This is a genomic window from Burkholderia sp. SRS-25, from assembly GCF_004343765.1.
Classification (GTDB): Bacteria; Pseudomonadota; Gammaproteobacteria; order Burkholderiales; family Burkholderiaceae; genus Burkholderia; species Burkholderia contaminans.
Map to the genome: position 1 here is coordinate 1 of NZ_PTXM01000014.1, position 26,806 is coordinate 26,806.

At 67.3% G+C, this 26,806-nt stretch carries 23 protein-coding genes and 1 pseudogene; 11 read left to right on the forward strand and 13 right to left on the reverse strand.

The genetic code is table 11. The annotated features are described in order from the left end of the window. Positions 1 to 24: 24 nt before the first annotated feature. The 6 genes from C5O79_RS19400 to C5O79_RS19425 all read right to left on the reverse strand — a co-directional run bounded on the left by C5O79_RS19400 (position 25) and on the right by C5O79_RS19425 (position 7,328). Entirely contained in the window at positions 25 to 237 is a 213-nt protein-coding gene (locus C5O79_RS19400) for a hypothetical protein (protein ID WP_034180511.1), read from the reverse strand. A gap of 141 nt (positions 238 to 378) precedes the next feature. Then, the gene (gene sctD / locus C5O79_RS19405; RefSeq protein ID WP_131931574.1) at positions 379 to 1,743 is read right to left on the reverse strand and encodes a type III secretion system inner membrane ring subunit SctD; all 1,365 of its coding nucleotides are present in this window, start codon (positions 1,741 to 1,743) and stop codon (positions 379 to 381) included. Next, a complete protein-coding gene (sctC, locus tag C5O79_RS19410) occupies positions 1,724 to 3,763 on the reverse strand; it encodes a type III secretion system outer membrane ring subunit SctC (protein ID WP_047849646.1) in 2,040 nt (679 codons plus the stop codon). Before sctC ends, sctD begins: the two co-directional genes overlap by 20 nt. Beyond that, positions 3,763 to 4,041 carry a type III secretion system export apparatus subunit SctS gene (gene sctS / locus C5O79_RS19415; protein ID WP_006480854.1) on the reverse strand — a complete coding sequence of 93 codons (279 nt, stop codon included), beginning with the start codon at positions 4,039 to 4,041 and terminating at the stop codon, positions 3,763 to 3,765. Before sctS ends, sctC begins: the two co-directional genes overlap by 1 nt. Then, positions 4,038 to 6,245, reverse strand: a complete 2,208-nt coding sequence (gene sctV / locus C5O79_RS19420; RefSeq protein WP_122476388.1) for a type III secretion system export apparatus subunit SctV — start codon at positions 6,243 to 6,245, stop codon at positions 4,038 to 4,040. The genes sctS and sctV overlap by 4 nt, the downstream gene beginning before the upstream one ends. 234 nt (positions 6,246 to 6,479) lie before the next feature. Further along, positions 6,480 to 7,328, reverse strand: a complete 849-nt coding sequence (locus C5O79_RS19425) for an autoinducer binding domain-containing protein (RefSeq protein ID WP_039360863.1) — start codon at positions 7,326 to 7,328, stop codon at positions 6,480 to 6,482. 283 nt (positions 7,329 to 7,611) lie between these two features. On the opposite strand from C5O79_RS19425, the gene C5O79_RS19430 reads away from it, so the two are divergent. Further along, the gene (locus C5O79_RS19430; RefSeq protein WP_046548602.1) at positions 7,612 to 8,517 is read left to right on the forward strand and encodes a LuxR family transcriptional regulator; all 906 of its coding nucleotides are present in this window, start codon (positions 7,612 to 7,614) and stop codon (positions 8,515 to 8,517) included. 127 nt (positions 8,518 to 8,644) lie between these two features. Here C5O79_RS19430 and C5O79_RS19435 read toward each other — a convergent pair whose 3' ends face one another. Continuing rightward, positions 8,645 to 10,291, reverse strand: coding sequence for an Nramp family divalent metal transporter (locus C5O79_RS19435; protein WP_131931576.1), 1,647 nt, complete (start codon positions 10,289 to 10,291; stop codon positions 8,645 to 8,647). Between the two features lie 121 nt (positions 10,292 to 10,412). Further along, on the reverse strand, positions 10,413 to 10,550 hold the full coding sequence (locus C5O79_RS38150; RefSeq protein ID WP_165935644.1) for a hypothetical protein: 138 nt from the start codon (positions 10,548 to 10,550) through the stop codon (positions 10,413 to 10,415). A gap of 1,069 nt (positions 10,551 to 11,619) precedes the next feature. On the opposite strand from C5O79_RS38150, the gene C5O79_RS19445 reads away from it, so the two are divergent. Beyond that, positions 11,620 to 11,889 (forward strand): hypothetical protein, encoded by a 270-nt coding sequence (locus C5O79_RS19445; RefSeq protein ID WP_047849644.1) that lies wholly within the window; start codon positions 11,620 to 11,622, stop codon positions 11,887 to 11,889. A 124-nt stretch (positions 11,890 to 12,013) separates the two neighbouring features. Beyond that, complete coding sequence (locus C5O79_RS19450) at positions 12,014 to 13,501, forward strand: carbohydrate porin (RefSeq protein ID WP_122476390.1); 1,488 nt, start codon at positions 12,014 to 12,016, stop codon at positions 13,499 to 13,501. A gap of 97 nt (positions 13,502 to 13,598) precedes the next feature. Here the strand turns inward: C5O79_RS19450 and treA are convergent, their stop codons facing one another. After that, positions 13,599 to 15,350, reverse strand: coding sequence for an alpha,alpha-trehalase TreA (gene treA / locus C5O79_RS19455; protein WP_046548335.1), 1,752 nt, complete (start codon positions 15,348 to 15,350; stop codon positions 13,599 to 13,601). Positions 15,351 to 15,819: 469 nt separating this feature from the next. Here treA and C5O79_RS19460 point away from each other — a divergent pair, with 469 nt between their 5' ends. The 4 genes from C5O79_RS19460 to C5O79_RS19475 all read left to right on the forward strand — a co-directional run bounded on the left by C5O79_RS19460 (position 15,820) and on the right by C5O79_RS19475 (position 21,041). Further along, the gene (locus tag C5O79_RS19460) at positions 15,820 to 17,208 is read left to right on the forward strand and encodes an MFS transporter (RefSeq protein WP_046196566.1); all 1,389 of its coding nucleotides are present in this window, start codon (positions 15,820 to 15,822) and stop codon (positions 17,206 to 17,208) included. A gap of 390 nt (positions 17,209 to 17,598) precedes the next feature. After that, entirely contained in the window at positions 17,599 to 18,369 is a 771-nt protein-coding gene (gene uppS, locus C5O79_RS19465; RefSeq protein WP_047849641.1) for a polyprenyl diphosphate synthase, read from the forward strand. Between the two features lie 53 nt (positions 18,370 to 18,422). Then, positions 18,423 to 19,493, forward strand: a complete 1,071-nt coding sequence (locus tag C5O79_RS19470) for a terpene synthase (RefSeq protein ID WP_122476392.1) — start codon at positions 18,423 to 18,425, stop codon at positions 19,491 to 19,493. A gap of 333 nt (positions 19,494 to 19,826) precedes the next feature. Next, the gene (locus tag C5O79_RS19475) at positions 19,827 to 21,041 is read left to right on the forward strand and encodes a crosslink repair DNA glycosylase YcaQ family protein (protein WP_122476394.1); all 1,215 of its coding nucleotides are present in this window, start codon (positions 19,827 to 19,829) and stop codon (positions 21,039 to 21,041) included. 51 nt (positions 21,042 to 21,092) lie between these two features. Here C5O79_RS19475 and C5O79_RS19480 read toward each other — a convergent pair whose 3' ends face one another. After that, a complete protein-coding gene (locus C5O79_RS19480; RefSeq protein WP_006480837.1) occupies positions 21,093 to 21,311 on the reverse strand; it encodes a DUF1653 domain-containing protein in 219 nt (72 codons plus the stop codon). 57 nt (positions 21,312 to 21,368) lie between these two features. Beyond that, positions 21,369 to 21,812, reverse strand: a complete 444-nt coding sequence (locus tag C5O79_RS19485; protein ID WP_039360818.1) for a GNAT family N-acetyltransferase — start codon at positions 21,810 to 21,812, stop codon at positions 21,369 to 21,371. Positions 21,813 to 21,881: 69 nt separating this feature from the next. Here C5O79_RS19485 and C5O79_RS38595 point away from each other — a divergent pair. The 3 genes and pseudogenes from C5O79_RS38595 to C5O79_RS19500 form a co-directional block, all read left to right on the forward strand. Beyond that, positions 21,882 to 21,998: pseudogene (locus tag C5O79_RS38595) on the forward strand (ABC transporter substrate-binding protein); the annotation flags it as partial. A 17-nt stretch (positions 21,999 to 22,015) separates the two neighbouring features. Beyond that, positions 22,016 to 22,639, forward strand: coding sequence for an HAD hydrolase-like protein (locus C5O79_RS19495; protein ID WP_122476396.1), 624 nt, complete (start codon positions 22,016 to 22,018; stop codon positions 22,637 to 22,639). A gap of 394 nt (positions 22,640 to 23,033) precedes the next feature. Continuing rightward, entirely contained in the window at positions 23,034 to 23,612 is a 579-nt protein-coding gene (locus tag C5O79_RS19500; protein WP_039360813.1) for a DUF4142 domain-containing protein, read from the forward strand. 111 nt (positions 23,613 to 23,723) lie between these two features. Here C5O79_RS19500 and C5O79_RS19505 read toward each other — a convergent pair whose 3' ends face one another. Then, positions 23,724 to 24,323 carry a GNAT family protein gene (locus C5O79_RS19505; RefSeq protein ID WP_122476399.1) on the reverse strand — a complete coding sequence of 200 codons (600 nt, stop codon included), beginning with the start codon at positions 24,321 to 24,323 and terminating at the stop codon, positions 23,724 to 23,726. Between the two features lie 68 nt (positions 24,324 to 24,391). Further along, entirely contained in the window at positions 24,392 to 25,306 is a 915-nt protein-coding gene (locus tag C5O79_RS19510; RefSeq protein ID WP_046548342.1) for a LysR family transcriptional regulator, read from the reverse strand. Positions 25,307 to 25,415: 109 nt separating this feature from the next. Here C5O79_RS19510 and lysA point away from each other — a divergent pair, with 109 nt between their 5' ends. Then, on the forward strand, positions 25,416 to 26,654 hold the full coding sequence (gene lysA / locus C5O79_RS19515) for a diaminopimelate decarboxylase (protein ID WP_046548343.1): 1,239 nt from the start codon (positions 25,416 to 25,418) through the stop codon (positions 26,652 to 26,654). Positions 26,655 to 26,806 lie beyond the last annotated feature (152 nt).

A 26,806-nucleotide genomic window follows, 5' to 3' on the forward strand; every position in this document is an offset into this window, starting at 1 on the left:
CGCAACACCTGAGCTCGGCCGGCGTCATGCGCGGCCGGCCGAGCTCAGGTGTTGCGCGACCTGGGCGTTCGCCGTCCCCTCCTGCGCGGTCACGGCGTTGCTGGTTTCGAACGTCGCGGTCGACTGCTGGACCTGGAAGTTGATCTTCGTCAGTTCGAGCTGCGTCTTCGTCAGGTCGTCCGCCTGTTGCTGGACCTGGTTCGTGTTGGTTGCACCACCTGCTGCCTGCGTACCCATGTTGCGCTCCTTTACGTGAACTGCATCCACCCGGCGACGGGAGCCCCATGCTCCGCCGTCGACGTGAGCCGCCGCAAGTTCGCGACGCCCCGCGTACTGCGCGCACCGCGCGCCGCGCGATGCGCATGACCTGTCGCGGCGCTAGTGCGCCGCGTCCTTCGATGCGCGTGCCGCCATGGCACCGGCCGCCGAGGCACCGGTCGCCGAACCATCCGTCAACTGCATCGGCACCGGCTGCGCGATCCCGGCCGCCGCACCGCTCGCGAGCGGCGCCACGGGCGGCGCCGGCACCGGCTCGGGCGCATTCGCCTGCGGCCCGCCGAGCGGCATCGTGATGCGCTGGCCGTTGCGCTCGAACACGACTTCGTCAGGGCCGATCGACACGACCGTCGCGCCTTCCTTCAGCCGTGCACCTTCGAAATAGCGGCTGCCGTCGGCCGTCTCGATGTAGCGCTGGTCGCCGTCTCCGGCGAACACGGTCGTGATCTCCGGAATCCCGGCCGTCCCGCCCAGCGTCGTCGCCGTGCGCGGTGCGGCCGGATCGGCATCGCGCACGTGATCGACCACTTCGAGCGCCGGACGCGCGTCCTTCATGTAGTTGCGGATGCGCGGCTCGATCTGCGCGCGCGCGGCCGTGCCGGTCACCTCGATCCGGCCGCGGCCGAGATACGCGACCGTCAGTGCCGTGTCGCTGAAATAGGTCTGCGCGGTCGCGACCAGGTCGCTGACCACGTAGATATTGCCGAGCGCCGCGTTGTCGACGCCTGCGACGATCTGCGCGACGCGTTCGCGCGCGGCCGGATCGCTCACGTAGCCCGACACGATCACGCCGTCGTCGCGCGGCGCGACGGCCAGCTCCGGGTACGCGCGCAGCAGTTGCTGCAGCCGGTGCGTGCGCGCGAGCACCGATTCGTGCTGCCACGGCAGGCGCCCCGACCAGGTGACGAAGCCGTAGCCGAGCGCGCCGAGCAGCACGCCGAGCCACAGCGCCACCAGCGCGATCACGAGCCGCCGGCTGCCGAGGCGGCGCAGCCCGCCCGCGAGCCAGCCGAGCCACGCGGCCTCGCGCGCGGTGTCCGGCGCGCCGGCTTCATCCGGCAGCGCGACGCTCGCCTGCGCATGCCGCGCGATGCCGAGCCGGATCGAGCCGACCGTCACGACGTCCTGCGGCGTCAGCGAGCGGCGGCCCGCGCCGAGCGGCTCGTCGTTGAACAGCACCGGCGCGCCGGCGTCGCCGCCGTGGTTCTGCACCGTCACCGCGAGCGCACCGACCTGCAGGCACACCTGTTTCGCGCCGATCTCGCGATCGGGCAGGATCACCTCGCAGTCGGCCGCGGTGCCGACCCAGTTCGCGCCGCGCGCGAGCGACATCGTGCGGCCGTACATCGGCCCGCTCAGGAAGCACAGGTTCCACGGCGACGCGGGCGCGGCCGAACCGGCCCCGGCGCCTCCCGCGCCGCCGGGCAATGCGCCGTCGCCGTGCGGATCAATGATGCTCGTCGACATGCGTGGTGGCTCCTGCGGTCGTCGCCGCCGGCCGCGCCGCCGAATCGGACGGCGGCGGCAATGCGGGCGGCCCGAACTTCGTGCCGGGCAGCGGCTTCGGCGTCAGCGGCACCGCGACGTCGTTGTCCGGCGGGCGGTACATCGACATCCCTTCCGGGTTGGCCGGCCCGTCGGCGCCCGGGTTCACCGGCGAGCCGTCGGGCGCATACATCGACGCGGTCGTCACCACGCGCGGCGTCAACAGGTAGAACCGCTCCATGTGGTTGCCCGACTTGTCGGTGTACTTGAACAGGTTGCCGATCAGCGGAATGTCGGACAGCCAGGGCACGCCGCTCTTGTTCAGCCTCACCTCATCGTCGTTGAAGCCCGCGATCAGCAGGCTCTTGCCTTCGTCGATCATCGTCTTGGTGACGATGTTGCGCTGCTGGATCACCGGCACGTTCGACACGGCCTGCCCCGGCACGATGTTGCCGTCCTGGATGTCGATCGACATCATCACGCTCTGCGGATTGCCGGACACGGCGGCCGCGTTGCGGATCGCCTCGTCGACGATCATCGGCGTCACCTTGATGCTGGTGCCGGTCGTCACACTGTACAGCGACGAATCCTGGTAGCCGGGCACCTGCACGTAGAACTGCGTGAGGTTCTCGAGGATCGCCTCGGTATTGTCGAGCGCGAGCACCTTCGGCTTCGATCGCAGTTGCGCCTGCCCTTTCTGCGCGAGCGCGTTCACGCGCGTGAGCAGGTAGTTGCGCAGCGACCCGCCGATCGACGCGGTGAGCGCGATGCCGGTCGGCATGAAGGTGCCCGTCTGCCCGGTTTCCGACGTGCCGATCCCGAACGTCAGCGGCGGATTGCCGGTGCCGTTGTACTGCGTGTTGCCGTTCAGCGGGTTCTGGCCGTTGCCGATCTGCACGTCGCCGTGCGTCGTGTGCAGCCGCCAGTCGATCCCGAGGCTGTCGAGCGAATCCTCGTTGATGTCGATGATCGTCACGTTGATCTCGACGATGCGCGGCCGCTCGTCGAGCTGGCTGATCAGCGACTGGTAGCGGTACATGTTCTCCGGCAGGTCGCGCACGATCACCGCGTTGATCGCCGGGTCGGCGACGATCTGCGGCAGCGTGTCGCCGCCGCTGTTCGAGAACGGCGAGAACCCGCCGCCCATGCTGCCGTCCGCACCGCCATAGCCGCCCTGCCGCGGGCCGCCGGAGATATCGGGGAAGTCGAGCCGCGGCACCGCGATCGTCAGCCCGGAGCCGAGTTTCACCTGGCGTGCCGCCTGCCCGAGCGACGGGCTCGACGGCGCCGCGGTCGTGTCGCCCACCTTGCCGAACAGCCGCCGCAGGATCGTCGCCACGCCCGGCACCGTCACTTCCTTGCCCGAGCGGTTGATCGTGAAATCCGACGCCCAGCCGTACTTGAGCCGGAACGCGCGAATATCCGCATGCGCGCCGTTCGCCGACGGATCGCCGACCGAGCCCACCGCCTGCCGCACGAGCTCGACATAGCGGCGCGGGCCGGCCACGTACACGCTGTTCGCGCGGTCGTTGATCACCAGCGTGTAGCGCTTGTCGGGGATCTGCATCGCCTGCAGCGCGCGGCCGATTTCACCGGAGGCATTCGGCGGAATCGGGATCATCTGCGTCTGCGACTGGTCGGCCGGATCGACGTACAGGAACGAACCGTCGTAGTACCACGTCAGGCCGTAGGTCGAGCAGATCGTGTCGAGCGTCTGCTGCGGCGTGCCGGAGAACCGGCCGCTGATCACGCCGTCGACCTTCGGGTCGACCACCGCCGTCACGCCCTGCGACGACGCGAGCTCGCGGATGAAGTCGCCGATCTTCTTGCCGTTCGCGACGATCGTGAACGGCTTGTTGCGCCAGCGCAGGTCCGCGGCGCGCGCAGGCTGGGCGGGCGCCATGCACAGCGATGCCGCGAGCAGCGCGGTCGCGCACACGGCAAGCGCGGCCCGTTGCAGGCTGCGCGGTTGAAACCGGATCGAGGCGACGCGTCGACGCATCAAAGGACTCCTGTTGAAGAAACGAACATGCGTTCCAGCGCCTGCTGCGCGAAGCGCAGCACTTCGCCGCCGAGCCAGCCCGACAGCAGCACGAGGGCAACCATCACGGCGATCAGCCGCACCGCGATGCCGATATTGGCGTCCTGCACCTGCGTGACGGCCTGCAGGATCGCGACGACGAGGCCGGTCACGGTGGCGATCAGCACGATCGGCAGCGACAGCAGCAGCACGAGCATCAGCGCCTGGCGCGTCAGGTCGAGGATCGTCGAGCTCGTCATTGCACGGCTCCCGGCACGCGCACGTCGGCGCCCGCGCCGACCGTGCCGTCGTCCGGCGGGTTCTTGACCCAGCCGACCGTGTGCAACTGCACGTCCTCCTCGACTTCCTGGTACGACAGCACCGCGAGGTCGGGCAGCACCGGCTGCAGGATCGTCTTCACGTAGCGGCGCGCGCCGAGCGCGACCATCACTGCGAGCCGCGCGGCGCCCTGCGCCGTGCCGTGGCCGCCCGGGCCGGCCGCCTGCGCGGCCTGCACGATCGCGCGCACCTGCTCGCCGATGTCCTGCTTGACCGCGCTCGACAGCGCGAGGAAATTGCCCTGCTTCGTGCGCATCACTGCACGCTCGATCCGCTCCTGCAGGTTCTGCTCGAACAGCACGACCCGCAGCTGGCGCGTCGTGCCCGCGTGGCGGTCGGTGATCATCCGGCGCAGGTCGACACGCACGAGCTCGACCAGCGCGATCACGTCGTCGGGCTCGTTCGGCGCCCAGGTGATCAGGCTCTCGAAGATCACGCGCAAATTGCGGATCGGCACCTGTTCCGCCAGCAGCCGGCGCAACACCTCGGTCACGCGCTGCAGCGGCACGAGCCGCGTCAGTTCGCCGACGAGCTCCGGATGGTCGCGGCGCACCAGATGCACGAGCGCCTGCGTCTCCTGGATGCCGAGCAATTCGTCCGCGTGCTGGCGCACGATCTGCTCGACGTGCGCGGCGAGCGCGCTTTCGCTCGACAGCCATTTGCCGTCGGGCGCGGCGCCGTCGGGCTTGATCCACAGCGCGGTCGCGAACGGGCCGAACGCTTCGGCCGGCTGGCGCTCCGCGCGCTCGGGCAGCGGCGCGACGCCGTCCCACAGCAGCCAGCCCGGCTTCAGCGCGCCTTGCGCGGCGAGCACGTCCTGCAGGTAGATCCGGTACGTGCCGGCCGCCGCCCCTTCGTCGTCGTTCAGCGTGATGCGCGGGAATACCGTGCCGATGTCCGCGTCGACGCGCGCCTTCGCGCTCGACAGTGCGGCCTGCAGGTGCGCGAGGTTCAGGTTCGTGCGCAGGTCGTCGGACAACGACACCGCGATCAGCGACGTGACGCCGGCCGCCTGCGACACCTTCGCGGGCTGGCCGTCGTCGGCCGCGCCGGCGCGCCCCGCGACATGGATCAGGTTGAAGCTCGGCGCGGCCGTCTTGCGCCTGAGCTGCGAGAACGCGAACGCGCCGAGGCCGAGCGCGATCAGCGCGAACGACCATTTCGGAAAACCGGGCACGACGAGGAAGCCGCTCAGCACGAACGCCGCGATCAGCAATGCGCGCGGATGCGCGCCCAGTTGCTCGCCGAGCTGTTCGCCGAGCTGGCGCTGCCGCGCATCGCGCGTCGCGACGCGCGTCGTGACGATGCCGGCCGCGATCGACACGAGCAGCGACGGGATCTGCGACGCCATCCCGTCGCCGACCGTCAGGATCGCGTAACGTTGCAGCGCGTCGCCGATATCCATCCCGTGCATCAGCGTGCCGACCGCGATCCCCGCGACGATGTTGATGAAGGCGATCACGAGGCCCGCGATCGCGTCGCCCTTCACGAACTTCATCGCGCCGTCCATCGCGCCGTGCATCTGCGATTCCTGCTCGAGCTTCTCGCGGCGTTCGCGCGCTTCGTCGGCGCTGATGATGCCCGCGCGCAGGTCCGCGTCGATGCTCATCTGCTTGCCCGGCATCGCATCGAGCGAGAAGCGCGCGCCGACCTCGGCCACGCGCTCCGACCCTTTCGCGATCACGATGAACTGCACGACGGCGATCACGAGGAACACCACGCCGCCCACCACGACGTTGTTGCCGACCACGAGCCGCCCGAACGCGTCGATCACGTGACCCGCGTTCGCGTGCAGCAGGATCAGCTTGCACGACGCGATGTTCAGCGCGAGCCGGAACAGCGTCGTGAACAGCAGCAGCGCGGGAAACGACGAGAAGCTGACCGCCGACGGCACGTAGGTCGACACCGTCAGCAACACGACGCTCGCGGCGAGATTCAGCGAGATCATGCCGTCGAGCGCGGCCTGCGGCAGCGGCAGGATGAACAGCGCGACGACGGCGACGATGAACGTCGCGAGGAACAGGTCGGCGCGCGGCGACGCGCCCCCGAGGCGCCGCCCGGACACGCCGCGGCCAGCGGAAAACAACCGCTGCCAGTCGCGGGGGAGCGCCTTCGGTTCTGCCATCGTGCCGTTGTCCTGTCGTCGTTGCCGGCTCGCACGGGCAACCCTGCCCCATGTCGCACGGACCGTTGAATGGGACGAGTGTAGCGACGGGGAACGACGGAAAAAGAGAGGCGCCTCGTAGCGTGAAAGCGCGTTTCCCGGCGACGATCGAATCGGACTACGAAACCCGGCGGCGCGTTTCGGCACGCGCCGCCGGAACCGCTTCCATCGCGCGCCGGGCCGCCGGCGCGCGCGTCACGCGGACGTCAGGTCGGACGGCAGGCGCCGTGCGGCGAGGTACGCGAGCTGCGCGCGGTTCTGCACGTTGAAGAGCTTTTCGAGCGAGCGGATGTGGTGACCGACCTTGTGCAGCGACGTGCGCAGCGCGCTCGCGATCTCCTGGTCGGACAGCCCGTGCACGAGCCGGTCGAGCACCTGCTGCTGCTCGTCGCCGAGCGCGAAGCCGCGCATGCGCGCGATGCGCGCCTCGAGGAACGGCAGCGCGACGCGATGCACGGCGAGGCTCACCGACAGCGCGCCGCCGATCACGCGATCGTCGATCCAGTCGGTGCCGTGCGTCTCCGACGTCACGTTCACCGCGACACGCAAGTCGAGGCGCGGCGCCGACAGGCCGAAGATCACGCCGCTGTTCATCGCATGCGCGCGCAGATGGCCGGCAAGCGCCAGCACCTTGCGATCGCCGCTGCCCTGCGCGGCCGCCTCGATCTCGTCGAGCCGCCACGCGACCGGAAAGCCGCTCTGCCGCACCTGCGCGAACCGCGGGTCGCTTTCGTAGAGCATGCCCTCGATAAACGGCTGCATGAACGTCGCGGGAGCGAGATCGCGCAACAGGTGCGCGCACAGGATGCGCCGCCCGATCATTTCATACGCACCGTAACCGAGCGTGCTGAATCCGATTTGCCGCAATCGCGCATGGCATTGCGCGAAATCGACGGGCGCGAAGTCGGATTTACCGGGCGCAATTGAGATGCCGGTAAAAAAGTCGCGTTCGATCGCCTGATATTCGCTCGAATAAGCGGCAGCCGCCGTTATATCGGCTTGTGAGAACCATTCGACGCGTGGTGCGCCGTCAGCATGTGTCATGAGGAGCCCGCCCTTTCCCAATATGTGAAACTGCGCCCCGTCACGATCTGGTCTTTTCTTTATGATTTTCTGGTCGTCGTTATATGCGTGCGAGTATGGATCTTTCGCCGCCATTCGTATTACGGCATATTACGCAGATACGAGCATTTTTGTACAATGCCCCCGCGTTTCGTCAGGGATGACGATCGGCGCATATCAAAACGATGCTCGATCGCACCGCCGTGAATGCCGTACACGATACGGCCGCCGCCAGGCGATGCGCGTCGATTCCGAGGGATGGCTCATGTCCGATATTGCATTGCATGAAGAAGCGGTCGCCCCCACCATGTCCCGCCCGTCGCGTGGGTTGAACGCATGCGCGGATGCGCTGCGGGAGCGCGCCGTGCAGGTCGTCTGGTGCGACGACGTGAAACGCGGCGACGTCGCGCAGCCGCACGCGCCGAAGCTCGGCGTCGCCGATACGCTCGCGCACGCGCAGAGCACGGCCGAGCGCAACCGGATCGTCACGAGCCTGCTGCATCTGACGGGCTTCTCGACGTTCGCGTACTTCGCGCTCGAATTCGCGCGCGAGCGGGTCGAAAGCCTGTACCTGCACGAAGCGTTCACGCCGGCCACCTATCGCGGCGACTACGTGCGGCACCACCACCACGACATCGATCCGCGCACGCTCGGCGCACGCGTATGCAACATGCCGATCGTGTGGGACCTGCAGCAGTTGCGTCGCGAACACCGCGAGCGCGACGACGGCCCGCGCGTGACGCCGGCCGCGCTCGACGGCTTCCTGCAGACGATGCAGGACGACGGGATGTGCAGCGGCATCATGTATTCGATGGCCGTGCCCGGCACGCGGCTGCATGCGTTCATGAGCTTCACCGCGCCCCGCCGCACGCGCGAATGGATCACGCCGGCGACGATCGAGCAGGCGTTGTCGATCGGGCTGTCGGTGCACAAGTTCGCGTCGCCGCAGCTGATCTCGACGTCGCGCGAGCGCGCTGTGAACGGGCTCACGCCGTTCGAGCAGGAACTGCTGCTCGGCATCGCCGAAGGCGCCTCCGACAAGGAGATCGGCCGGCGCCTCGACACCAGCGCACACAACGTCGACTACCACCTGCGCAAGCTGCGCAAGCGCTTCGGCGTCGCGAACCGGATCCAGCTCACGTACCTGACGTCGAAGCTCGAGCTGATCTGACGGCCGCTCAACGCGTGCGGCGTGCCGCAAGCCGGCGCGTAAACGCACATGCCGGCCACGAAGGCCGGCATGTGCGGGTTGCGGCGCGGTGCCGGGTCCGGCGCCGCTTCCTGGGAGACGACCTGCGTTACTTCAGCAGCGTCATCTGCACGACCTTGACGATCACCAGGCCGACCGCGATCACGAGATAGCCGCGCAGCACGGCCATCCAGATTCGCGTCGCCACCGTCATGTTCTGCGGCTCGAGCGTGTCGAGCGGCGGCATGCGCCACGTGTCGCGCAGCGAGCGATCGACGGCCGGCTCGACCACGCGCTTGTTGCGGCGGATCAATACCGTCGCGATATAGCCCGTGATCGCGAGCACGGTGCCGCCAACCAGCACGTCGACGATCGCTTCGCCGCTGATATCCGGATACATCACCGATGCCGTGAGGATGATCGACAGCAGCACGAGCACCCAGATCACCGCGCCGGTGAACACGTTGAGCTTCGTCGAGTTGACCCACGGGCCGAGCACCTGGCGGTCATTGCACAGCACCAGCAGGAACACCGTCGCGCTCGGCAGCAGCACGCCCGCGAGCGTCTGCACGGCTTCGGTCAGCAGGCCGAGCGGGCTGCCCGGAATCAGCACGAGCGTGGCCGCGGCCGCGACGATGCCGAAATACACGAGATAGAAGCCCTTAGCATCCGACACGCCGCGATGCAGCGAGTGGCGGATCTTGAACACGTCGCCGATCGCATAGGCCGTCGACAGCGATACGGCCGCCGCGCCGATGATGCACGCGTCGAGCAGCGCCACCGCGAACAGCGTCGCGCTGGTGCGGCCTGCATATTTCTCGAGGCCGGCGATGATGCCGCCCGCATCGGTGAAGTTGCCTGCTTCCGGATGCCCGTTGAACAGCGCGGCGCTGAACCCGATCATCGCAACCGCGCCGATCAGCACGAATACGATGCCGATCCACAGGTCGGCCTTCTCATACTTCATGAAGCGCGGCGTGATGCGCTTGTCGATCACGTAGCTCTGCTGGAAGAACAGCTGCCACGGCGCGACGGTCGTACCGACGATGCCGATCACGAGCAGCATCACGTCCGACAGCTTCGCGTGCGTGGGCCAGTTCGGCACGAAGAAATCGCGCGACATCTGCGCGACGGGCGGATGGATCGACACGAGCACCGGCACGAGCAGCAGGCTGAGCACGCACAGCCCGATCGCAAACCGCTCGAAGCGCCTGAAATCCCCGGTACTCACCGCGGCCATGGTCAACGCCGCGGCCACGCACACGCCGGCCACCTTTGGCAGCCCGAAGAAATCCAGCACGAACGTGATGCCGACGAACTCGGTGACGATGGTGAGCGCATTGAGCAGGAACAGGTCGATCACGCTGAACGCACCCCAGAACTTGCCGAAGCGCTCGAAGATCAGGCGTGCATGGCCGACACCCGTGACCGCGCCGAGGCGCAGCACCATTTCCTGGTTCACGTACAGCACGGGCACGAGCAGCAGCAGCGTCCACAGCAGCGTCGTGCCGTAGTTCTGGCCGGCTTGCGTGTAGGTGCCGAATGCGCCGGCGTCGTTGTCGCCCACCATCACGATGAGGCCGGGCCCGATGATCGCGAGCAGCGTGCGCAGGCGCGCCCACCACGTGCCGCGCGAGCCGGTGTCGTGGTGCGCGATCGTACCGAGCGCACCGCGGATGTCGCCCAGGTGAGCTTCGTCGAGCACGGCGCTGCGTTCGACGGCGATCGGTGGAGAAACGTTGGATGGCGTGGACATGATGTGTTCCGTACGGCTAATGGTTATTCGATGCGATGAGCGTGTGGCCTTGGAATGCGCACGCGGCGCCTGCCCGCAGGCAGTTGCGCGTGCGCATGCCGAGACGCGCTCGGCGCGTCTTTCAGCGGATCAACGCTTTCAGCTGGTTCAACAGGCGGGAGAACAGCCGCGGACGGGCGTCGAGCATCAGCATCGCGTCGTAGTGGTTGCGCGATTCCGTGACGTGCGGGAGATTCGACAGCAGAAGGCCGAAGTTCATGGTCTGGCTCCGTGCGGCGACGGCAGGCTGCCGGCCGCGTGTGGGGCGCGGGGCCAGTCCGGGGCCTGAACGATGCGTCAGGCTAGTCGGCCGGATTGTCCCTGCGACCCGGGTTCAAAAAGGGTCTGTGTGTGCAACGGACATAAGGGACAACTGTCACTGTCGTTCATGGCGGCTCCTGTGCGGTGTTCCGGAGAACACGGTTGACCGCCGTCAGGCATGCGGGCCGGGATTCGCGAGCCGACGAAAGGCGTGCGCGAACGCGGCCGCCTGCCAGGCGGCGGTGAAACCGGCGGGCGCATGCGAAAACGCATCACGCTAACCGGCGCGAATCAGGGTGCACGTAGGAATTTGCTGCGGAATACTGCTGCGCGCACCGTTTGCCCGGGAGACAAACGGCGGCTTCGATGAGGCGCGGACGTCGGTCGCTCAGGCGGAAATTTCGTTCGAAGATCGACTACTGCAGGCGTCCAAGGCGGCGGCCCCAAGAGTGAAGATGCCGGATTCTATGGACGGCCCGAAAATGAAGTCAACCCCTCCCAACCCCATTTCTCGAAATAAATTTCCTGCCTTGCGGCACTGAAAGATTTGCCCTTGAAAACACGTGGCGCAACCTTTCAGGACATGTCGCGCGGCCGGGTAGCGATGCGTATGAACAACGGGGCGGCGCCTCCCGTCGTGTGCATTCGTTGCCCGTCCCGCTCGGTCGCGAGCCGCCGAGGCGCCCGCGCAACGTGCGCCACTTTTATGCGTTTTTTACTTGCGCCGCAGCAAACGACACGAATACAATCCGCCGCAATTCATCAAGGGAGTCCCTCCGTGGACACATGCTCTAGTTGCAGTTCGATGCCGGTCCAGGCCGGCCACGCCATCGCGAGATAGCAGCCAGACGCATGTCTTACGCCGCTAGCTCGCATTCGTCGGGTTAGCGCGCTTCCTTCCGGGCCGGCCATCGCCGGTTCGTCCGTTGCACGCTCCATTACGTTCCACCCTCCGATCGCAGGCCGCGTCTCGCGCCCGCGCTCGATCACGTCGTCCGGCCCGAGCCGGACCAGACGGAGGCAGCGTCATGCATCTTCAATCGTTCGCGGTCAGACTCAAGCGCATCGTGTATCTCGCATGCGAGCGCTCGTTCGTATCCGGCCTCTCGCCGCTCGCCCATGCATTCAGCAACTGGCGCGGCACGGCGCTCGCCCACGTGCCGGCAGCGCCCCGCCCGCTCGACTGCCTGCTGTTCGCGATGATGGCCGCCGCGGTCGCGCTCGTCGCGCTGCTGTGCTCGGCCGCGTCGCACCTCGGCTTCGCGCAGGTGGGACGCATCGGCGGCTGGCTGCCGTAACGCCTCGGTCGCGCCGCAGCGCCACGCACCAAGTGCCAAGTGCCGCCGCGACCGCCTCGCCACGCATCCCGCATCACGACTTCGTTTCTTCAGCTTGACTAATCAAACCGACAACGGAACCCACATGAAGAACTACCTGGAACCCGTCCCGCGCAAGCTCCGCGTCAATGCGCTCGCCACGCTGCTGCTGTCGCTCGCCGCCGCGCCCGCGTTCGCGCAAGCGTCGTCACCGGCCGCGGCCGAACCGGCGGCCGGCGCCAGCGACGACGCCGCGCCCGCACAACAGGCCGCCGATGCTGCCGCGCCCGCTCCCACCGGCTTCTGGGAACGCTCGAACCTGCTCGGCAACATGGGCGGCCTGCGCGACGTGCTCGGCGATCACGGCATCACGCTGAGCCTGCAGGAAACCAGCGAGTACCTGTACAACACGTCGGGCGGCACGAATCGCGGCGGCGCGTACCAGGGGCTCACGCAATTCGGTTTCAACGTCGACACGGGCAAGGCGGTCGGGCTGCCGGGCGGCACGTTCAACGTGTCGGCGCTGCAGATTCACGGCACCAACCTCACGCAGCGCTATCTGCAGACGCTGCAGACCGCGACCGGTATCGAGGCGAATTCGACCACGCGCCTGTGGGAACTCTGGTACCAGCAGTCGCTGCTCGACGGCAAGGTCGACGTGAAGGTCGGCCAGCAAAGCGTCGACCAGGAATTCATGGTGAGCCAGAACGCGGCGACGTTCATGAACGCCACGTTCGGCTGGCCCGTGCTGCCGTCGACCGACCTGCCGGCCGGTGGCCCCGCGTATCCGCTGTCGTCGCTCGGCGTGCGGCTGCGCGTGAAACCGTCCGATGCGTGGACGGCGATGGTCGGCGTGTTCGACGGCAACCCGGCCGGCCGCACCGACGGCGATGCGCAGGTGCTGAATGCGCACGGCACCAACTTCAACCTGCGCAGCGGCGCGTTCGTGATCGGCGAAGTGCAGTACGCGCTGAACGCGCCGCCCGCCGATCCAAAGGCGCCGCAGCCGGTTGGCCTGCCGGGCACGTACAAGCTCGGCTTCTGGTATCAGTCGCAGCATGCGAACGATCCGCGCTACGGCACCGACGGCCTGTCGCTCGCGAATCCGGAAAGCAACGGCATCGCCGCCACCCATCGCGGCAACTACGGGTTCTACGCGGTCGCGGACCAGATGGTGTGGCGGCCGTCGGCCGACAGCCCGCGCTCGGTCAACGTGTTCGCGCGCGTGATGGGCGCGCCGGGCGATCGCAACATCGTCGATTTCGCGACCAACGCCGGCGTGACGCTGAAGGCGCCGTTCAAGGGGCGCGACAACGACGTCGCGGGCATCGCGGTCGGCTACGCGAAGATCGGCTCGCATGCGCGCGGCCTCGACGGCGACACCGGCGTCTACACGACGCCCGGCTACCCGGTGCGCCGCGCGGAGACGGTCGTCGAAGCGACGTACCAGTACCAGGTCGCGCCGTGGTGGCAACTGCAGGCCGACCTGCAGCACTTCTTCCGCCCGGGCGGCGGCATCCCGAACCCGAACGCGGCCGGTGCGCGCATCGGCGACGAAACGGTGGTCGGCGTGCGCACGACGATCACGTTCTGAAGCAAGGCCAGAAGCAAACACGGGCCGGACGGCCGCTTGCGCGACCGTCCGGCCCGTGGGTTCTCTTGCAACACCGGCGCGCGGCGCGCGCCGCGCGTCACTCGCCGTACAGTCCGAGCAGTTTCAGCGTGACGCCGTTGGTCCAGCCGAAGCCGTCCTGCAGCGGATATTCACCGCCCCCACCGCCGCCCGTGCCGGCGCCTTCGACCACGTACTTCTCGACGAGCTTGCCTTCGGTCGCATACACGTGCTTCACGTCGGACAGGAAACGCGTGCCGATGTCCTTCGCGAGCGCCGGTTCGCCATAGCGGCGCAGCCCGTCGATCGCGATCCACTGCAACGGCGCCCAGCCGTTCGGCGCATCCCACTGCTGCCCGGTGTTCTCGGTGGTCGTCGCGAGGCCGCCCGGCTGCAGCAGCGTCTTGCGCACCTCGCGCGCGGTCGCCTTCGCGCGCTCGGGCCACGCCACGCCCGCGAACAACGGATACAGCGCAGCGGCCGTCACGGCGTCGCGCGGCTTGCGCAGTTGCCAGTCATAGTCGCCGTAGTAGCCTTTGCGGTTCCACAGATATCGGTTGATCGCGGCCGCGCGCCGCGCCGCGCGCGCGGAAAAATCGGTCACGCACGCAACGTCGCGCGTGACCGCGCAGCCCTTCACGATCGTCGTCTCGAGATGGAACATCAGGCTGTTCAGGTCGACCGGCACGATCGACGTCGTGCGGATCGTCGCGAGCGTCTTGCCGTCGCCGAACCAGCGCGAACTGTAGTCCCAGCCGCTTTCGGCGCCCGCGCGCAGGTCGCGATAGACCTCGTTCGCCGGACGCCCCGGCACCGACTTCGCGGTCGTCACGTCCTCGAGATACGACTCGTCGCGCGGCGTATCGCTCGCGTCCCAGTAGCGGTTCAGCACCGCGCCGTCGGGCATCGCGACTACATTGCGCGTGGCCTGCCCGCGCGGCGTCGTGGCTTCGCCCTGCATCCAGTACGCATGTTCCTTGCGCAGTTCCGGCAGGTATTTCTGGTAGACCTTGTCGCCTTCGGCCTGCGCGGCGAGCGTGACCATGTACGCGAAGAACGGCGGCTGCGAGCGGCTCGCGTAGTACGTGCGGTTGCCGTTCGGGATGTGCCCGATCGTATCGATCAGGTGGGCGAAGTTGTCGAGCATGTCGTCGACGAGATCCTCGCGGCCTGACACCTGCAACCCGAGCATCGTGAAATAGGTATCCCAGTAGTAGCCTTCGCGGAAGCGGCCGCCGGGCACGACATACGGCTTCGGCAGCGGGATCAGCGAGCTGTACGGCGGTACCGTCGTGCTCGTGCGCGTGAGCTGCGGCCACAGCCAGTCGATGTGCTGGCGCAGCGTCTGGTTCGGCGGGGGCGTCACGCCGCCTTCCGGCGGCGGCGTGAAATGCTGGGCAACGAATGCCTTCAGCGAGAAGCCCGGCTGCGATTTCTGTTGCTGATACAACTGCACGATCGTCGCGGGATCGCTATCGGGCGTTGCGTCGACGAAGGTCTTCTGGTCGGGATAGATCTGCGCGGTCTGCACCGCGACGAACAGGTCGCCATAGAGCTGGCTCGGCGGCGGCAGCAGCGTGCCCGATGCGGCGGTGGCAATTGCAGCTGTTGCCGGCGGTGCCGACTGGGCAGCCGCCTGCGCGGCGGCCTGGTTCGCGTTGTCGGCCTGCGCGGCGCAGCCGGCAACGGCGAGATACGCGACGGCCAGTGCGGCGGCCCAGCGAAGACGCGGCGTAGGCGGCGCGGGTGGCGATGAGAGTCGGGCTGCGGAACGACTTGAGAAGCGACTCGAGATGCGCGATGCGATCGATGCGACACGACGTGACGTCATGACGTGTCCCCTCCTTTCGATGGTGAGTGGGTCGGCACGAGGTCTCGTTCGCGCGCGCGCTCGTCTCGATGGCCTTCGATCGATGCGCGTCGTTTTGTGGTGCGAGTGGGCCCGACTTTCGCACGAAACGTGCACATCGAGCAAGTTTCGATTCGGGCGACTCGCGCAGAAAACCGCACCTGGCTCGCCCCGCGTGCGTAGCGGGCGCATCCGCATCGGTCTCGCCGGACGCCCCGCTGCATCGACGCGCACTTTCACGATCGCGAGCAGAGCATGCGCGACGACGTCGGGCGCGGCGCACCGCACGGCCCGAGCCCGAATCTGAACCCGTGCAGCAGCGACGCGCAGTCGTTCTTTCCACGCCACCGCCAACCAGGATGACTGTTGCAACATGCGGAACAACTGTTGTCGTACGTGACTCAACGGTCACATTGTGGGCATAATGGCGTCTTTACCGCGCGCCCAGCCCATGTCGCCCGTCTTTCTAGCACCGCTCATCGTTGCCTGTGCGTTGTTCATGGAAAGCGTCGACGCGAACATCATCGTCACTGCCCTCCCCGCGATGGCGAGGGACTTCGGGCACAACCCCGTCACGTTGAACATTGCGATCACGGCCTACGTGGTCGGGCTCGGCGTATTCATCCCGATCTGCGGCTGGCTGGCCGACCGCTTCAGCGCACGCTCCGTATTCCGCACCGCGATCGGCATCTTCGTCGTCGGCTCGCTGATGTGCGCGGCATCCAATTCGCTCGGCGTGCTCACGTTCGCGCGCTTCATCCAGGGCGTGGGCGGCGCGATGATGGTGCCCGTCGGCCGCATCATCATCTTCCGCGCCGTGCCGCGCTCGGATCTCGTGCGCGCGATGAACTACCTCGCGATTCCAGCGCTGTTCGGGCCCACGGTCGGGCCGCTCGTCGGCGGCTTCATCACGACCTACCTGCACTGGCGGATGATCTTCTTCATCAACGTGCCGATCGGCATCTACGGGATCTACCTCGCGAGCAAGCACATCGCGAACACGCGCGAGCCCGATCCCGGCCCGCTCGACTGGTTCGGATTCCTGCTGTCGGCCAGCGGCGCCGCGCTGCTGCTGATGGGCCTCACGCTGATCGACGGCTCGCTCACGTCACGCTCGAACGCGCTCGTCATGTGCGTGGCCGGCACCGTCCTGCTCGCGCTGTACGTACCGTATGCACGCCGCAAGGAGCGCCCGGTGCTCGACCTCAGCTTCCTCAAGATCCCGACGTATCACGCGAGCGTCGTCGGCGGGTCGCTGTTCCGTATCGGCCTCGGCGCGGTGCCGTTCCTGCTGCCGCTCGCGCTGCAGGAAGGGCTTGGCATGAGCGCGTTCCATTCGGGGCTCATCACGTGCGCGTCCGCGTTCGGCGGCGCGATGAGCCGCTCGACGGCCACCCACACGCTGCGCCGCTTCGGCTTCCGCACGGTGCTGATCTACAACGCGGCCTTCGCGGGGCTCGCGATCGCCGCGTACGGCGTGTTCCATCCCGGCATGGCGACCTGGGCGATCTGGCTGATCGTGCTCGTCGGCGGCATCTTCCCGGCGCTGCAATTCACGAGCCTGAACTCGATGATCTACGCGGACATCTCGCCGCGCGACGCGGGCCGCGCGACGAGCCTCGGCAGCGTCGTGCAGCAGATGTCGCTCGGCCTCGGCGTGACGGTCGCCGGCCTCGTGTTGCACATTTCGCACTGGCTGCAGGGCCATCAGAAGATGATGTGGTCGGATTTCTGGCCCGCGTTCCTCGTGGTCGGGCTCTGCTCGTTCGCGTCGATTCCGATCACGCGGCGGCTGCCGCCCGGCGCCGGCGACGAAGTCGCGCGCGGCAAGCGGCAATAAGCGGCGGGCACAGCGAAATCATTTTCGCCGCCGTCGCGCTGCCGGCAAATTGCATCGCTTTTTATTTTCGAACGCCGGATTTATTCAAAAAATAGAAACGCCGAAAACGCAGGCCGAAAGCGCAATCTGAAAACGGCACCGATCTGAAAACGCGGCTGTCCGGAATCCCCCCGGGTCTCGCATTGTCCAGCGCAACGCCTGCCCGGCTGCGCGTCCGGCGCGCCGCGGCATCGCATACGCGGATAACTTGAAAATCCGGAATAAATGGCCCAATAATGAGCGGGCGCGTCGGCGCGAACATTATCCCCACGCCGACATTCGGGTAGCCGGCATAACAATCCCATCCGCTGTTTCACGTTTCGATCGCTTCCTCGCCTCGAAGGAGTCTCCATGACTCGAGAGTTGATTTTGCGCGCGCCGGAACCATTCGCCGCCAACTCGCCTGTCGCGCCGGGCGTTGTACCGCATCCGTTACCCACGCATCTCGCCGTCATTCTCGATGGCAACCGGCGCTGGGCAGACCGGCTCGGCCTGCCGGCCGCCGAGGGCTACCGGGCCGGCGGTCGCAACGTGCATGCGCTGCTGTCGTGGTGCGAGGAAGCCGGCATCCCGTTCGTCACGCTGTGGCCACTGTCCACCGAAAACCTCGGTCGCGACGCGGGGGAATTGCACGACCTGCTCGCGGTGATCGCCGACGTCTTCGATGAACTCGCCGCCAGCCGCCGCTGGCGCCTGAATGTGATCGGCGACCTGACGAAGCTCCCGCCCGCCACCGCCGAGCGCATCGGCGCCGCGCAACGACGCACGGCCCACACGCGCGGGCTCGACGTGAACATCGCAGTCGCGTACAGCGGCCGCCTCGACGTGCTGCACGCGATCCGGTCGCTGATCGAGGAACACGTCGCGGCCGGCACCGTCGATCAGTTGCTCGCGCAGCTCAGCCCCGAGCTGATCGAGAGCCGGCTCTATACGGCCGGCCAGCCGGAGCCCGATCTCGTGATCCGCACATCGGGCGAGCAGCGCCTGTCGAATTTCATGCTCTGGCAAACCGCTTTCTCGGAGTTCTATTTCACGCCGACGTGCTGGCCGGATTTCGGACGCGACGATTTCGAACAGGCCATCGCTGCCTACGGCAAACGCGCGCGCCGGTTCGGCAAGTAGGCCGCGCCGCCCTTCACGACATCCATCGTCACCCGCCGTCCGCGAGATACATCATGCCCCCCGTCGAAACCGTTGCCGCCGCGCCCGCGCTGACGCTGCCGCACCTGTTCCATCCGTTCGAAACGCCCGTGCATCCCGATGCCGACCGTGCTGAAGCCGACCTGCATGCGTGGATGAACGGCCACGGTCTGCTCGACGATCCGCGCTGGGCCAGCGGCATCCGCCACGGCAAGGTCGGCGAATACTGCGCGCGCGTCTATCCCCATTCGACCTTCGACGGCCTGTGCACGACGACCCGCGCATACGGCTGGATCTTCTCGATCGACGACGGCCTATGCAGCCTGCACGGCGCCGCGCGCTCCCCTGGCGACCTCGGCGCGCTCTACCTGTGGCTGTACGAGATGATCGCCGATCCGGCCGGCCATGATCCGGTGCCGCTGCGTACCGCGCTGGCAGCACGGCTGCCGCACATGGCCGCGTTCCTGCCTGCATTGCAACGGGCAACACAGGACATCTGCACGCGTATCGCGGCCACGTCCACGCGCGCGCAATACGCACGCTGGACGGCCGGCATGATGACGTTCCTGTTCTCGACGCTGTGGGAAGCCGGCCGGTACGCGACGGACGTCGTGCCGAGTGAAGCCGAATACCTTTCCGGACGCACGTACAACGGATGCGGTGAAGGTGCGTTTGCGCTGATCGACATCGCCGCGGCCTACGAAGCGCCTGCCGCGTTCTATGCCGACGAAGAGGTTCAGCGCCTGCGCAAGCTGTCCGGCCTGATCCTGTGCCTGTGCAACGACATCTTTTCGTATCCGAAGGAGGCCGGCGAATCGAGCAGCAATCTCGTCTGCGTCCTGATGCACGAAAGAGGGCTCGCACCGCAAGCCGCGCTCGACGAGGCGGCCGGGATCCACAACGGATATCTGGCTGAGTATCTGGATCTGGAAACACGGGTGCGGCCACGCACCGGCGACCGGACGTCGCTACGCCTGCTTGACGATGCTCGCGCGTACATTCGCGGCAACTACAACTGGCATTTCGGCTCGCCGCGTTACGGCGCGGCTCGGCACTACGACCTGTCGCGCGCGCTGCGGCCGGGAGAAACGAGTGTCGCGATCTGACGGGTCGCAACAGAGGGGAAAACCGGAAAATACAAAAAAATCAGCGGACATCCACACGGGGCCGGTGCACAGCCGCATGGATGTCCGCTCAGGGCTCCGGGTCTCCCGATGGGGGTTGAGAATCCCGGATTCGCTTCCTGCGTGCCATGGACATATGTGCGTCGGAAGCAAAATCGTTGCGCGTATTTATCGTCGCGCCATGAAGTGCACTATAGGGAAACTTGCAAAACGCGTCTGTCAAGCATTGTCAGACGCGGCGCATCGGCACGTCGCACGCGCGCGCCGCTTTCGCGCTAAAGTGGTTCCCGACCATCACTCCCGGCCGCCCTTCCGATGCTGACGCTCTCGACCGCCGCCGCCCGCGCGCTGCATCTCGCCGCGCAAGGCCTGCTGACGCCGCCCCGCCGCAAGGCAACCAAATCCGACGTGCTCGACGCGATCCGCCGGATGGCGCAGTTGCAGATCGATACCATTCACGTCGTCGCGCGCAGCCCGTATCTCGTGCTGTTCAGCCGTCTTGGCGATTTCTCGCCGCAGTGGCTCGACGAACATCTCGCCGAGGCGCGCCTGTTCGAATACTGGTCGCACGAAGCGTGCTTCCTGCCGGTCGAGCAGTTCGGCCTGATGCGCTACAAGATGCTCGATCCGTCGGGAATGGGCTGGAAGTACGCGGCCGAGTGGCATGAGCAGAATCGCCCCGACATCGAGCGGCTGCTCGCGCGGATTCGCGCCGAGGGCCCGGTACGGTCGGCCGATTTCACTCGCGAGGATGGCGTGAAAGGCAACGGCTGGTGGGATCGCAAGCCCGAGAAGCGGCACCTGGAAGTGCTGTTTACGACGGGCGACCTGATGGTGTCGGAACGCCGCAATTTCAAGCGCGTGTACGACGTGCGCGAGCGCGTGCTGCCCGACTGGGACGATACGCGCGACCTGCCGCCGCGCAGTGCCGTGCTGCCCGCGCTGCTCGACTACACGTGCCGGGCGCTCGGCGTCGTGCGCGCGGACTGGGTAGCCGACTACTATCGGCTGCCGCGCCGCTCGTACCGCGCCGAACTCGAGCAGCTCGCCGGCGCGGGCGACCTGATCCCGGTGGCGATCGACGACTGGAAGGAGCCGGCCTACGTGCATCGCTCGCTCGAAGCGCTGCTGCCGGCCGCGGAGGCCGACACGCTGCGCTCGACGGTCACGACGCTGCTGTCGCCGTTCGATCCGGTGGTATGGGACCGGCGGCGTGCGTCGACCCTGTTCGGTTTCGACTACACGATCGAATGCTATACGCCCGGGCACAAGCGGCGTTACGGTTATTTCTGCCTGCCGGTGCTGCATCGCGGGCGGCTGGTCGGGCGCATCGACGCGAAGGCGCATCGCACGCTCGGCACGTTCGAACTGAAGGCCGTGCATGTCGAGCCGGGCGTGCGGTTCGGTACGGGGCTCGCAGCCGATGTCGCGAAGGCAGTGAAGAAGCTCGCGGCGTGGCACGGCACGCCGGAAGTCACGGTCGGGCAGCAGGCCCCGCCGGAACTGGTGAAGGCGCTGGCCGGCGCGTAGACGCCTGCGCAACCGGCTGGCACGGCGGCGGCGCGCGCCGCCGGCCGTCAATCAGTCGCGCAGCTTGCGGAAACGCGGCGTGCCGTCTTCGAGGTTCCCGTTGAACATCGCTTCCGGTCGGACCCACAGCCCGCGCGCATGCGGCCACAGGTGTTCGTACACGACCACCGATTCCTCGGTTTCGGAGTGGCGGGCAACGCCGATGTAGCGATACAGCCCGCCCTTGTAATGGCGATGCGTCGCGAGCTGTTCGGCTTCCTGTTCGGTCATGATGGGCTTCTCTTCGGCAAAAACGGAAAGCGCGTATTGTATGCGCTGCGCCGGGCGTCAGCGTTTCGCGTAGATGTCAGGGCGGCGGATCTCCATCACGCGCTCCGGATTCGCGCACGGCTCGAAGCCGACCGGCCGGTACAGCGCGTGCGCATCGGACGTCACGAGCATGATGCGGCGCAGCCCCTGCACCCACTCCTGCGCGAACACGTGGTCGATCAGCGCGCGGCCGTAGCCGTTGCCGCGTTCGGCCGGCAGCACGAACACGTCGCACAGGTACGCGAACGTCGCGTGATCGGTCACGAGCCGCGCGAAACCGACGAGCCTGTCGCCCACGTAGGCGCCGAAACACAGCGAGCCCTCGATCGCCCGCTCGACCACGTCGCGCGGAATGCCCTGCGACCAGTACGCGTCGCGATGCAGGAAGTCGAAGATCGCGTCGACGTCGAGTTCGCGCTTGTCGGTGGAAAATCTCAGCGTGGCGGGGGTGGCAGCGGGCACGTCGGTCTCCAGTCGGGATGGCGGAAGGCGAGACGCTGACGATACCGCGCGGCGCGGCGGGGTACAAGCGGCGCCGACCATCCTGACGAAGCGAAGAAGCTGCTCAACTACCTCGCGTCGCCGCAGGCGCAACCGACCATACAGGCGACGAGCGTCGATTCGGTGACAATATCGCCTGCCCCATAAACCCGCCACGCCGCTTCATGCCCTACCGCCTCATCGCATTCGACTTCGACGGCACGCTCGCCGATTCGCTCGACAGCTTTCTCGCCGCGCTGTCGGAAGCGTCGCGCCTGCACGGCTTTCGCGACGCCACGCCCGAGCTGCGCCCGGCGCTGCGCGGCATGTCGGCGCGCGACATCATTCGCGCGCTCGACGTGCCGATGTGGAAGGTGCCGCGCGTGACGATCGACATGCGCCGCCTGATGCAGCCGCGCGTCGCGCAAGTGGCGCTGTTCCCCGGCGTCGCCGAAACGTTCGACGCACTCGCCGCGCGCGGCATTCGCATCGCGATCGCCACGTCGAACACCGAGGCGATCGTGCGCGACCGGCTCGGCCCGCACGCCAGCAGCCGTGTCGAACACTTCGCGTGCGGCATTCCGCTGTTCGGCAAGGCACGCCGCCTGCGCGCACTCGTTCATGAGGCCGGCGTGCGCAGCGACGAAGCGCTGTACGTCGGCGACGAAATCCGCGACGCCGACGCGGCACGACGCGCGCGCATCGCATTCCAGGGCGTCGCGTGGGGCTACACCGCGCCGGACGCGCTGCAGGCGCATTGCGCGACACCGTTGCTGCCTCGCCTCGACGCATTGCTCGATCGCGTGTGACGCATTCGGGCGCCACGCGCATCCGGTTCGCCCCGTCGATCGACGCACACGTCATCGCACGACACAACGGCACGAAGATGAAAAGCCGATGACACACGCGCGCATCCCGCGCGCCTCATGCGCGCAAAAATTGCCGCCGACGCACACGCAACAGGTACGCACTACCTGTCGCCACGCTTGCTCATCGATTCGTCTTACCAACCGTTACACAAACCACAGCGCGGTTGCACCTGCTACCGGATCGCTCTCCTAGAATCAGTCGGGCCGGGAAACACTTCGACCGGCGCCGCGGCAGAGCGGCGGTCGAATCCGGCCCGGGCGCGCCCGGTCTCTCGCACAGCGACGGATCATATGATCCGTTTTTCAACCAGAGCCCCGATCGAAAGGAGGTCCCATGAACCGCTTTCCCCCCATCTCGCGCCTTGCTTTGTCTGCCGCTGGCCTGCTTCTCGTCGCCGTGACGGCGACCGCGCAAACCGCACAACCGGCACCGGCCGCACCGAACGCACCGGCCGCCGCCGCGACGCGTATCCACGAAGCCGACCAGGCCTTCATCACCGACGGCACGAAGACCGTGTCGACGCAGCACGACGCGGCACGCATCGCCGATTCGCGCACGTCGGACAGCCAGGTCAAGGCGTTCGCGCAACGCGTGTCGACCGACGATGAAAAGATCATCCAGGCGATGCGCGCAGCCAGCCCGCGCGGCGTCGACGTGCCGGCCAACGACCCCGACACGGCCGTGCTGAGCAGCATCAAGAACCTGCGCGGCGCCGAGTTCGACAAGGCGTATATCGAGCAGGTCGCGCTCGCCGGCCAGCAGAAGGCGATCTCGGCATTCCAGGCCGAAATCGCGTCGGGCCGCGACACGAAGCTGAAGGAAGTCGCACGCCAGTCGCTGCCGATCCTGCAGAAGCACTACGCCGACGCGCAGAAGCTCGCGGAGCGCCACCACCTCGCATCGGCGCAGTAACGCGCCGCAGCGCCGCGCATCACGCGCGGCGCACCGCTTCCCCTGTCGTCGCGTCGCCTCCCCTTCCGGCGGCGCGACGCACGTCAAACCCCACGCTTCACGCGTTACACGTCACGTCGCGAGCTTCGCCAACAGCCACGCACGTACTTCCGGCCATTCATCGTCGATGATGCTGAAGCGCACCGAATTGCGCTTGCGGCCATCCGGCATGATCCGTTCGTGCCGTACGATACCTTCCTGCTTCGCACCGAGCCGCAGGATCGCCGCGCGCGATTTCTCGTTCAGCTCGTCGGTCGTGAACTGCACGCGCACGCATTGCAGCACGTCGAACGCATAGCCCAGCAACAGCCATTTCGCCTCGGTATTCGCACGCGTGCGCTGCGCCGATTCGCTCAGCCACGTATGGCCGATCTCGAGCTTGCGGTTCTTGCGATCGATCTTCCAGAAACGCGTGCTGCCGATCACGCGGCCCGATGCGCGATCGACGATCGCAAACGGCATCACGGTGCCGGCCGAGCGCCCCTGCAATGCGGTGTCGATATACGCGTCGATCGTCTGGGGGCCTGGCACGACCGTGACCTTCAGGTTCCACAACTGGCCATCCGCGGCAGCGTCCAGCAGCGCCTGCCGGTCGGATGAATCGAGCGGCCTCAGTTCGACGCGTTCGCCGCTGAGGATCGGTGGTTCGAGTGAAGCAGAAGCGTCGGTCATGAAGGGTTCCGATGAAGGGTTCCGGAAAGAGGCGGCGATGGCGGCGAAACACCGATCATACGGCCGCGTCAGCCGAGGAGCGCGGCCAACCGGCGGCGAATCGCCTTCGCCTCGCTGCGCAATGCGTCGGCAAACGCATCGACGAGCAGGCTCTTGGGCCGGTGCTCGGGCACGATCACGCTGACCCGGTACGGAAACGATCGCGTGAGCGGCCGCACGTGCAGGTCGCGCCCGACGAAATCGAGCGCGGTCAGCGGATTGACGATCGCGGCACCGAGCCCCTGCCGCACGAACGCGCACACCGACACGGCCGACGGGGTTTCGACGACCGAGCGCGGCGCCACGCCGAGCTGCGCGAACGCCTCGTCGATCAGGATGCGGTACGGATCGTTCAGCGACAGGCTCACGAACGGGCGATCCGCGAGATCCAGCAGATCGATCGCGTCCTGCGCGAGGAGCGGATGGCCGTCGGGCAGCACGCACACTTCATCGAATTCGAGCAGCGGCGTGAGCACCGTGCCGGCCGGCGCGACGTCGCGCTCGGTCAACCCGAGGTCGTAACGCTGCGCGGTCAGCCACTCTTCGATCACCGGCGATTCCTGCGTCGCCACCGACACGCTGACACCCGCGTGCTTCTCGCTGAAACGCCGGCATGCACCGGGCAGGATCGCGTGCGAGAACGCCGGCAGCGCGATCACCGACAACTGACCGTCGCGAAACTCGCGCAGGCGCGCGGCGGTTGCCGCGACGCGCTCAAGCCCCACATACGCGAGCCGCACGTCGTCGAACAGCGTCAGCGCGGCCATCGTCGGCCGCAGCCGGCCGTGCGCGCGCTCGAACAGCGCGAAGCCGACGACCTGCTCCATGCGCGCAAGCTCGCGGCTGATCGTCGGTTGCGACGTATAGAGCATCTCGGCCGCGCGCGTCGTGCTGCCGGTGACCATCAGCGCGCGAAAGACCTCGATATGGCGGTGCGTGAGCATGATCGTCTATATCAAATGTGAATCGATTGTCGATATTCAGGCATTTTACTGTATAGCCGATCAGGTGCATCATTCCCGTTATCCGTTCATTCGACCCGATTCATCCGCCATGTCCCTCGATTCCCGCCAGCTCGCGACGCTCGCGCAGCAATACGGCACCCCGCTGTGGGTGTACGACGCCGACGTCATCCGCGACCGCATCGCCCAACTGCGCCAGTTCGACGTGATCCGCTACGCGCAGAAGGCGAACTCGAACGTCCATATCCTGAAGCTGATGCGCGAGGAAGGCGCGTGCGTCGACGCGGTATCGCTCGGCGAGATCGAGCGCAGCCTCGCGGCCGGCTTCAGCCCGGCAGGCGAACCGGAAGGCGTCGTGTTCACGGCCGACCTGATCGACCGACCGACGCTCGCGGCCGTGCTGAAGCATGGCGTGACCGTGAACGCCGGTTCGCTCGACATGCTCGCGCGCATCGGCGAGCATGCGCCGGGCCACCGCGTGTGGCTGCGCGTCAACCCCGGTTTCGGCCACGGCCACAGCAACAAGACCAACACCGGCGGCCCGCAGAGCAAGCACGGCATCTGGATCGACGACGTGCCGCGCGCGATCGAGATCGTGCGTCAGTACGGGCTGAAGCTCGTCGGCATTCACATGCACATCGGTTCGGGCGTCGACTACGGCCATCTGTCGCAGGTGTGCGATGCGATGGTCGATCTCGTCACGTCGCTCGGCCACGACATCGACGCGATCTCGGCCGGCGGCGGCCTGTCGATCCCGTATCGCGACGGCGAGCCGCGCGTCGACGTCGGTCATTACTTCAGCCAGTGGGACGCCGCGCGCAAGCGGATCGAGCGTCATCTCGGCCACCCGGTGCGCATCGAAATCGAGCCGGGCCGCTTCCTCGTCGCCGAAGCCGGCACGCTCGTCACCGAAGTGCAGGCCGTCAACCGCCGGCCGAAGCACGACTTCGTGCTGATCGACGCGGGCTTCAACGACCTGATGCGCCCGTCGATGTACGGCAGCTACCACGCGGTGTCGGTGCACACGCACGATGGCGCGCTGCCCGCCGGACGGCCGCTCGTCGATCTCGCGATCGCGGGGCCGCTGTGCGAATCGGGCGACGTGTTCACGCAGGACGCGGGCGGCGTGGTCACGCACCGCAAGCTGGCGCAGCCGCAAATCGGCGACCTGCTGTTCCTGCACGATGCAGGTGCTTACGGCGCGTCGATGTCATCGAACTACAACAGCCGGCCGCTCGCGCCGGAAGTGCTCGTCGATCGCGGCGCGCCGCGGCTGATCCGCCGCCGGCAGACGATCGACGAATTGCTCGCGCTCGAAACGTTCGAGTAACGCGTAACCCGCGTAGCGACGGCCAACGGCCAGGCTTGCCCCTCACGGCAGCCTGGCCGTTTTGCTTTTCGACGTCGTCCGGATAACAACCTGGAGCAACCGTCGGCCCGTACCGTAGCACCTGATCCTTCTCATCGCGCGCAACCGCAGCA